The 8,998-nt window shown below is 74.8% G+C and carries 6 protein-coding genes and 1 pseudogene; 5 read left to right on the top strand and 2 right to left on the bottom strand.

The window, feature by feature from the left end; genetic code table 11:
• Positions 1-337 (bottom strand): annotated as a pseudogene (locus FMEAI12_RS38775) (hypothetical protein); the annotation flags it as partial.
• 395 nt (positions 338-732) lie between these two features.
• On the opposite strand from FMEAI12_RS38775, the gene FMEAI12_RS29040 reads away from it, so the two are divergent.
• Together FMEAI12_RS29040 and FMEAI12_RS29035 are read left to right on the top strand one after the other, a co-directional pair.
• On the top strand, positions 733-1,329 hold the full coding sequence (locus FMEAI12_RS29040) for a hypothetical protein (protein WP_235014736.1): 597 nt from the start codon (positions 733-735) through the stop codon (positions 1,327-1,329).
• Between the two features lie 37 nt (positions 1,330-1,366).
• On the top strand, positions 1,367-2,599 hold the full coding sequence (locus tag FMEAI12_RS29035; RefSeq protein WP_112108561.1) for a PHB depolymerase family esterase: 1,233 nt from the start codon (positions 1,367-1,369) through the stop codon (positions 2,597-2,599).
• Positions 2,600-2,706: 107 nt separating this feature from the next.
• Here the strand turns inward: FMEAI12_RS29035 and FMEAI12_RS29030 are convergent, their stop codons facing one another.
• Positions 2,707-4,593 (bottom strand): hypothetical protein, encoded by a 1,887-nt coding sequence (locus tag FMEAI12_RS29030; RefSeq protein ID WP_200835449.1) that lies wholly within the window; start codon positions 4,591-4,593, stop codon positions 2,707-2,709.
• Between the two features lie 365 nt (positions 4,594-4,958).
• Between FMEAI12_RS29030 and mscL the strand changes: the two genes are divergently transcribed.
• From mscL to FMEAI12_RS29015, 3 genes are all read left to right on the top strand, one after another.
• Complete coding sequence (mscL, locus tag FMEAI12_RS29025) at positions 4,959-5,348, top strand: large conductance mechanosensitive channel protein MscL (protein WP_018504000.1); 390 nt, start codon at positions 4,959-4,961, stop codon at positions 5,346-5,348.
• 327 nt (positions 5,349-5,675) lie between these two features.
• Entirely contained in the window at positions 5,676-7,370 is a 1,695-nt protein-coding gene (locus FMEAI12_RS29020) for a trypsin-like peptidase domain-containing protein (protein ID WP_112108562.1), read from the top strand.
• 338 nt (positions 7,371-7,708) lie between these two features.
• On the top strand, positions 7,709-8,998 hold a 1,290-nt coding region (locus FMEAI12_RS29015), incomplete at its 3' end, for an RNA polymerase subunit sigma (RefSeq protein ID WP_200835448.1).

Genomic DNA, 8,998 nt, shown 5'->3' with positions numbered 1-8,998 from the left:
AGTGGTCTCCGTTGGTGACCCGTGGTGACGGGCTACCGTCCGTCGGATGAGCTCGCCCCCCTCGACGCAGGCGGTGTGGTGGCTTCGCCGTGACCTCCGCCTCGACGACAACCCGGCGCTGCTCGCCCGCGCCCGCACCCGGGGCCAGCGACGGAACCGGCGTCCGTGCCCACGCCGACTCCGGTGCCGGTGTGGGCGCCGGCGCCCACACCGGCACCGGCGCCCACACCGCGGCACCCGCCCGTCCCGCCACCGGGCGAGCGGGGAACGGCGTCCGAGCGGGGAACGGCGTCGGAGCGGCGTCGAACCCCGGCGCCGTCAGCGGTGCCCGTGCCACCGCCCCCGCCGGGAGCGCTACCGCGGGCCCCCTCGACGGCCGACGTGCCGGGACGGGTACCGTCCACGGATCCCGCACCCGCGTCGCCACGCACAACCCTGCCATCGCCGTCGGCGCTCCCCGGCACGCCGCCGACATCCCCTGTTCGGGGGGAGAACCAGCTCCCTGGCGCTGTTTCCGACTGACGTGTGGGTGTGCGTTCGGCGAACTGCGACGCGCCGCGCCGCCGGGTGGGGCACTCTGGGAAGGGAAGACTTCGGGTGGCGGCGCGGCGTCGGCGCCACGCCGCACGACGGTGGGAGACACCTACGCCAGGACGCAACGCGGACAAGCAGGACCTCGCGGGGGGCGACGCCGCACCGGCGTCGAGAGATTGCGAGCGAAGGGACATCTCGGTGAACGAGCCATCCGACATGGAACGTTCACGGCTGCTCCTCGGATGGCTGGCGGCTCGCAGGGCAGTGGACCACTGCCTGTCCGATCTGCTGGCCGCCGGCCCGGCCGGCGAACGACGGGTCCGCGAATCGCTCGCGAAGGTCGACGACCTGGAGACCCGCGCGCAGGTCGCGTTCGATCGCTACCGGAGCGCGGCCGAGTCCACCGAGCCCCGCGGGCTCGGCGCGGACCGCGCCCAGGCAACGCGGATCATGGACGCGAGCACCGCCGGCTCCGGGGCGGGGGCGGCCGAGGACGGTCGCGACAGAACCAGGATCGACAGGAGCAAGTCAGACAGGGGCAAGGTCGACAGCGGGGTGTCGGCGGTCCCGAGCGGCGATCCGCGCTCGTTCGACGTCGACTCGAGGAACGTCATGCCCCTGCACGTGAACCCGCGTGGCATGGCCCCGGCCGGAAGAGAACCGACAGGTGGGGAACCGGCCGTGCCCGAGCGCTGGTCCCCACGTGACCGGCCCCGCCTGAACGTGGTGCGGGCAAACGAGAACGACCTCGCACGTATCAGCCCTAACACTAAGAGTAATCAACGACACCGTTGACGCGCGGGCCTGTGGGCGGCGCGTCAGAATACCGGTCGTGTCGGCCGCCCGCAGCCGCCGCTTCGTCGCGGTACGGCTTCTCATGTCCCTGCTCACGGCATTGCTGGTCGTCGCCGGGTGCGGGCTCGCGGGCGGGGCCGGGCCAAGCGCCCGGCCCGGCCCGACGAGCGACGAGGGGACCATCCCCACCCCGCCGCCGACGATCGGTCCCGATGCCTTCGAGCAAAGTGGACGGGGTGGTCAGATCCGGCTGACGCTGCCGGACACGGGCACGCCGGGGCCGTACCCGCTGGTCGTGGCGCTGCACAGCCTGTACCACGATGGCACCGAGCCGCAGCACGGCTGGGGGCTCGACGCGCTCGCCCGGTCGGCCGGCTTCGCGGTCGTCTACCCCGACGGGCTGGGGATGTCCTGGAACGCGGGCACCTGCTGCGGCCCGGCCGCGGCCGCCAGCAGTGACGACGTCGGCTGGCTGCGTTCACTCATCGCGCACCTGGAGAGCAGGTACCCGATCGACCCGCGCCGGGTCAGCATCATCGGGCTGTCGAACGGCGGCATGCTGGCCTACCGCTACGCCTGCGAGCACGGGGACGAGCTCGCCGGGTTCGCGGTCGTCGCCGCCAGCCTGCAGACCTTCAACTGCACTCCGCCCGCGCCCGTAACCATGGTGTCGGTGCACGGCGGAATGGACGGCCACGTCCCGTACGCCGGCGCGCTGTGGTCCGAGGCCCTGCAGACGGGGATCACGCCCGTCGAGGTGAGCCTCGCCCCGTTCCGGGCGGTGGACGGCTGCCCGTCACCCACCCAGCCCGCCGACACCACGACCACCGGCGCGGACGGCCGTCCGATCGGCGCGACCGGAGCCCAGGTCGGGGCGGTGGACCCGGCCGGGTCCGGCACCGCCGGGCCAGCCGACCCGGCGATCATCGCCGCCGCCGGCCCCGGGCTGCTGCCCGCCACCACACCGCCGGCGGCCGGCCAGGCACCGCTCGGCCAGGCACCGCTCGGCCAGGCACCGCTCGGCCAGCCGCCGGCGACGGGACCGGGCGCGCCCGCGACCCAGCCGCCCGCGCCGCCCGTCCAGGCGCCGCCGGTGGCCGTCCGGCACGAGACGACCTGTTCGACGTCCGCCCGCCTCGTGCAGTACGTGCTGCCGGCGCTGGGGCACGGCTGGCCGCCGCTGACCGGTGCCGGCTCCTTCGACACGGCCGCCGTGCTGTGGGAGCTGCTGGGGCCGGCCCGCTCGGCCACCGCCGGCCCCCGGATCTGAGCGATCCCGCCCTGCCTGCCCCAGACAGCCAAGCCGGCCCCAGACAACCCCCAGACAGCCAAGCCGGCGTCAGACAACCAAGCCGGCGTCAGGCGGCTGAGCTGGCCTCAGGCGGCCGGCTGGAACGAGGCGCGCAGCGCGCCCATCATCGTGTTCAGTGACGCCGAGGCGTCCGCCGGAACCCTGGCGATGAGCACGTAGACCGCGCCGGGCGCCTCGCTCGTGCGCATGAGGTACGAGACGCGCTGGCCGTCACGGTCGTAGGAGCCCGCCAGTTCCTGCACGGTCGCGCCGGACGTGTCCGTCGCCGGGCCCGAGCGGTCCTGGGTCAGGCCCGAGACGCTGCCGAACTCACTGCCCTGGACCTGGCTGAGCGCCGTCGCGGCGTCCGCGCCCGCGACCCGGGCGACGCCGATCATCTGCGGGCCGTACTCGGCGGGTGTGCCCACCGCACCCGCCCCCGGCTCCCCGAAGAACACACCGGTGTTGTCCCGTCGTTGCTTCCAGGTCGGCGGATGGGAGAACGTCGCCTTCTGGTCGGGGTCCGTGAAGGCCACCCAGTCCGCGGGCACCGCGGCCTGCGGCTGGCCGCCGCCCGCGGGGGCACCGGTGGACGGCGCGGGGGAAGCCGACGGGCCCGTGCCGGGCGTCGCCGTCGGGGGCGTGTTCGCCGTCGTCGCCGTATCGCCGCTCGGGCGCACCTTCTCCCAGATGACGCCGGCACCGACGCCCACCGCGAGGGCCACGCCGAGCACGACCAGGGCGATCACGAGGCGGCGCAGGAAGGGCCCGAGCCCGGCGCTCTCGCCGCCGTCCGGACCGTCGAGGCCGTCGCCGTCGTCCGGGAAGTCAGGTTCGCCGGGGAAGTCGACCTCGTCGAAGCCGCCCTGCCGCGGGGGCGCGGCCCGGCGCGGCCCGGTCCCGGCGGAAGCCACGCCGACGGCTCCCAGCACCTCGGTGCCGGCGCCCGTGGATCTGGCCCGGTCCTGCGGGCCGGTGCCGTCCTGGCCGCCGGCGCGCCGGGCGGCCCGGGCCCGCGCGCGCGGGCCGGTGCCGGGCATCGGGCCGCGGCCGTCGTCGTCAGCCGGGCCGTCCGGGTCGCGGTACGGCGTGTCCCGCGCGGGTCCGTCGCGGTATCCGCGTTCCTGGTCGCGGTAGGGCACGTCCCGCCGCCCGGCGTCGCGCGGGTCGGCGTCGGGCACCGCGACGTCGCGGTGTGCCATCTGCGGGTACGCCGCGTCCCGGTAGGCCGGGTCGGGACCGCCCCGGCGCGCGCCCGGGTCCGTCCCCGGGCGCGCGGCCGCTCGGGACGGCTCCGGCTGATACAGGTCCGGACGGGCGGCGCCGGCATCTACCGCGCTCCCCCGCTCGGGAGCCTGCCGCGGCGCCGGACCGGTCGACCCAGGCGGGCGCGTCGGGGCACGGCCGGCACCGGCGCGCGGCACCAGGGCACCGCGGACGGAGGTCGAGTCCCGGCGGGCACCCCCACCGCCCGGACCGCCCGGGCTGGCCGGGCCGCTCGGGCCGTCCGCTGACGGGTAGCCGCCCGTGGCGGGGCCGGGCGGCGGGTACGGGCCGGTCGCGGGGCCCGGGCCGCCCGGAGGATAGGGCGCGCCACCGCCCGCGGGCGGGCGGGCACCGGGACCGGGCGGCGGCGAGTACTGGCCTCCCGCCGGGCCCGCCGGCGGGTAGGGACCGCCGCCGGGGCCGGGGCCGTAGGCGCGCCCGGGGTCGGCGGCCGGCGGGTATCCCGGCTGCTGGTAGGCGCCGCCCGGCTGGGCGCCGTCGGGATATCCCGCGGGCGGGCCGCCCTGGTAGTGCGGCACGCCCTGGTGGGGACCGTTGGCGCGGGGATCGTTCCGGTACTGCTGATGCTGGTCCGGGCCGTCCCAGTAGCCGTCCGGCCCCGGGTCGTCCGGTGCGCCGGGCGGCCGTTCCCGGTAGCCGGGCCCAGCCGGATCCCGAGGGTCACCTCTCCACGCACCGTCCGTCACCAGACAACCTCCGATTCCGGGCCATGCAGGGAATACCCAGCGGATACCGGTGTATCACGCCGTTGCGGAAGTGTTGCGCGAGCCCCCTTGACATTCAGCCCACCTCGTGGCCCATTTCCCGACCTGCCGGGGAAGTCGGCCCGCCGGAGTTCGCCGGCCCCGGCTCATCGCGCTGCCGGCCGCCGCCACCGCCGTTAGTGTCCTCGCCATCACCGACGGCCGACGTCGCCGGCCGGCGCGGGCGGCACCGGCGGTCGCGGCACCCGGCCCGATGGTGTGGCGGGTGGGAACCACCGCGAACCACCCGATCGGGCGGTCACACACTCGGCACGGCATCGCGGGGAAGTCGACGTCCGGGGGGATGCATGAAGGGCTTCAAAGAGTTCCTGCTGCGGGGGAACGTCGTCGACCTCGCGGTCGCCGTCGTGATCGGCACAGCCTTCACCGCGGTGGTCACGTCGCTGGTCGCGAACCTCTTCACCCCGCTCATCGCCGCGATCATCGGGAAGCCGGACTTCGCACAGCTCACCTTCACGATCAACAACAGTGTCTTCTACTACGGTCGATTCCTGAACAGCCTCATCGCGTTCCTCTCGATCGCCGCGGTGATCTACTTTGTCGTGGTCGCACCGGTCAGCAGGATCAATGAGCGGCGACGGCGCGGCCAGACGTCCCCGCTGGACGATCCGACGCTCACGGACGAGACCCGGCTGCTGACCGAGATCCGGGACCTGCTGGCGGCCGGGCGACGGTGAACGGCACCGGCACCGGCACCGGCACGCCGGGGGACGCGGCAGGCGCCGCGGGTACGGAGGCCGGCCACGGTCAGCAGCCAGGCGGAGTGCCCGGCGGAGCCGGCACCACGACCAGTCCAGCGCCGTGACCAGCCCAGGAGCGCGCGACCCGGCCGCCCTGCGCGCGGGGCCGGCACCAGAGCCGGGGCCACGGGCCGGGGCCACAACGGATGCCATTTCCAGACTCGGGCAGGATGTCCTGGAGCGGACACCCTTCGCGGCGCCGACTAAGCGGAACGTAGGTTGGAATTCAGGAATCGCTCAGGGTCCCGGGGGAAAGTGCTTACCATGACTGCCACGCACGACGCCCGGTCCCCTTGGGCTCCGCCCGACGACGCGCCGGAGCGGACCAGGGCCGAGGCGAACAGTTCGGAGGGGTCGGTGGACCCACGGTCGAATCCCGTCGAACATCAGCAGTACCCCGGTACGCCGCCGGCCGGGCCCGGCCCGAGCCGTCCTGACCAGACCGGCGGTTTTCCGGCGGGCCCCCCGCCGGCGCCGCACCCGGCCGGCCCGGCGCCTGGCACGGGCGCGCCCGGTGGGCCCTACGAGCCGGGCCCGCAGCAGGGTCCCCGGCCGACCGCGCCCTACGCCCAGACCTCCGGCTGGGCCGACCCCCGCTCCACCGCCGGCGCTGGTGACAGCACGCAACGGGTCGACCAGGGCGGCCCGGCCACCGGCCAGGGCCAGCAGCAGTCCGGCGCGTGGTGGAACCCCGGGCATCCCGGCTGGGGCGCCCCGGTGCCGCCCGGAGCGGCTCCCGGCGGTCAGGCACCCGGTGGCCGGGCGCCCGGGTCACCGGGCGGCTCCGACCCCTACGGGCGGTTCACCCCCGCGAAGCCGAACCCGGCGCCCATGCGCCGGCGTCGGATGATCGCGGCCGCGCTGGCGATCGCGCTCGTGTCGGGCGGCATCGGCGGCGGCGTCGGCGCACTCGTCGCCAGCGACGACTCCCCGGCGGTGGTGACCTCCTCCGCCGGCCTGCGGCAGTCGACCGGCACGGCCGGCGTCTCTCCGGCCGCGGACAACACGGTCGCCGCGGCCGCGCAGGCGATCCTGCCCAGTGTCGTGACGATCGCCGAACAGTCCAGCCAGGAGTCGGGCACCGGCTCCGGGACGATCATCCGCGCGGACGGCTACATCCTCACGAACAACCACGTGGTGTCCGGCGCCTCGCAGGGCGGCACCCTCACGGTCACGATGCAGGACGGCCGGACCTTCGACGCGCAGGTCAAGGCGACCGACCCGAGCTCCGACCTCGCCGTGGTCAAGATCGACGCTACCGGCCTGCCCGCCGCCACGTTCGGGGACTCCGACGCACTGCAGGTCGGCGAGCTCGTCGTCGCCGTCGGCAGCCCGCTGGGCCTCAACGGGACGGTCACCTCCGGCATCGTCAGCTCGCTGCACCGGCCCGTCCGCACCGGCGACGCGACCGTGCGGGACCAGCAGAACACCGTCCTGGACGCGATCCAGACCGACGCGCCCATCAATCCCGGCAACTCGGGTGGGCCGCTGGTGAACAGCAAGGGCGAGATCATCGGCGTGAACACCGCAATCGCGACGGTCGGCGGCAGTTCACCCTTTGGTGGTAGTCAGCAGTCCGGAAACATCGGGGTTGGTTTCGCGATTCCGGGCAACTACGCGGAGAAGGTCGCCGGCCAGCTCGTCGACAACGGCGCAGCGCAGCACCCCTATCTGGGTGTGAGCGCCTCCACCGCCGACGAGAACACCCGGTCGACGGCCGCGAGTGGGACGGGCGCGCAGATCCGCTCCCTGGTCAGCGGAGGCCCGGCGGACAAAGCGGGCCTGCGCGTAGGTGACGTCATCACCAAAGTGGGGGATCGCGCCGTCACCGACGTGGATTCGCTGATCGCCGCCGTCCGGTCCTACGAGATCGGCAACCAGGTGCAGGTCACCTACCAGCGCGACGGCTCCAGCCAGACCGCGACGGTCACGCTGCTCGAACAACCGCCCAATTCCTGATCACCACACTGACGATGGTTCTCGGGAATACCAGGCGGTTTCTTCACCAGTCGCCTGGACCGGTCCGGCCCCGGCGATGCCGGAGCGGATACGTCGAAGCTGCCTTCGTATAAGGTGGTCAGCGCGCCCGACGAAGTGGGATACGACACCACGATCAGCGTCAAGCTGACCGTGGTGTCGAGCTGGCGACAAAAGATCTTCCCAGCATTCACCCCAACAGGATGACGCACCTCCTACTATTGACCTGCCTGACCGGTGACCAGGCCGGCACCACAATGGTTGGGAGCCTGGTCCCGATGCCGAGGTCAGGAACGCCGTCACGGGGAGATGCTGAGCGGATGAACGACGACGCGGACCTGGTGGCGCGGGTTCGGCGCGGCGATCGTCAGGCTTTCGATGACCTGTACAACCGCTACGCCGACGACGTCTTCTCGATGTGCCTGCTGATCCTCGGCGACCCGACGGTCGCGCGGGCGGCCGCCGGCACCGCGTTCGCCCTCGTGGCGAGGACGAGGCTCAACCCGCTCTCGGACCCGACCCGACTGCGCCCCTGGCTGCTGGAGCTCGCCCGCGGCAGCGCGCTGGCCTGGTCGGGATCCCCGCAGGCGCGCAGCGTTCCCGTCCCGCACGGCGTCTCACCCGAGGAGCTGCTCGACGGCGCCGTGGTGCCCGCGCCGGCCAGCCTGCGGGCCGGTCTGGAGCGCACCTTCGACCGCGCGGCCGTCGCCGCCGAAGCCGCTGCGGCGGCCGCGAGCCGCCGAGCCGCCGAGCGCGCCGGCTCCGAGTTCGCCGGTACCGAGCCTGCGGGCGTCGCGTTTGCCGGAGTCGACGACCTGGCCGCCGCGGCGGGCCTGGCTGCTGGCGGGGTGCCGGGCCATCCCGGTGCCGCCGCCCCGAGCCGCCCGGCCGTCCCGGCCTTCACCGCCTCGGCCTTCCCGACCCAGGACCGCCGCGGTCCGGCACCGGTCGCGGACGGTCGCCCCACGGGCGGCTACGCCCCTGAGGACGCCGTAACCGTCATCTCGCCGTCCACCGGGCAGTTGCGCACGCAGCGCCAGGACGACCAGCATGAGCAGACCATGGCACCGGCCGGTGCCGGTGCCCAGGACCGGTACGGGAACGTCCTCCCGCTGATCCCCGTGGACCGCGCCTACCCGGGTGACGCCGCGGGGTCCGGCGGGTTCGCCGACTTCCGGGCCCGGCCCGCGATCGCCGTGGCCGCCGCCCTGGTCGTCGCCGTCGCCGGGCTCACCGCCGTCATCTCCTGGCCCGCGGGCGAGGCCGCGCTGGTCGCCGACGGCGGCCCCGGCATCGTCGCGATCGCCCCCTCGGCGCCACCCGGCCCCCTGCCGACGATCGCCCGGCCGCCGGTCGCGTCCGAGGCGCCCTCGCCCACTGTGGTGCCGACCGTCGCGGGCGCCTACACGAGCCGTCCCGGTGTATCCCGACCCGGCCAGGTCGTCCGCGAGGTCGACACCGGCCAGCGCGGCGCCGACCAGCCCGCCGCACCACCCGCGCCGGCCCCGAGCACACCGCCGCCGCCCACCACGAACGCGCCCGCGCGACCGTCGGGTCGCCGAGGATCAGCAGGCACATCGAGAAGACGTCGTCGGCGTAGCGGTTGTACA

Origin of the sequence: Parafrankia sp. Ea1.12 (assembly GCF_900465275.1) — a bacterium.
Classification (GTDB): Bacteria; Actinomycetota; Actinomycetes; order Frankiales; family Frankiaceae; genus Parafrankia; species Parafrankia soli.
Note: the sequence above shows the minus strand (reverse complement) of the source record. Positions and strands in the feature narration are given on the sequence as shown.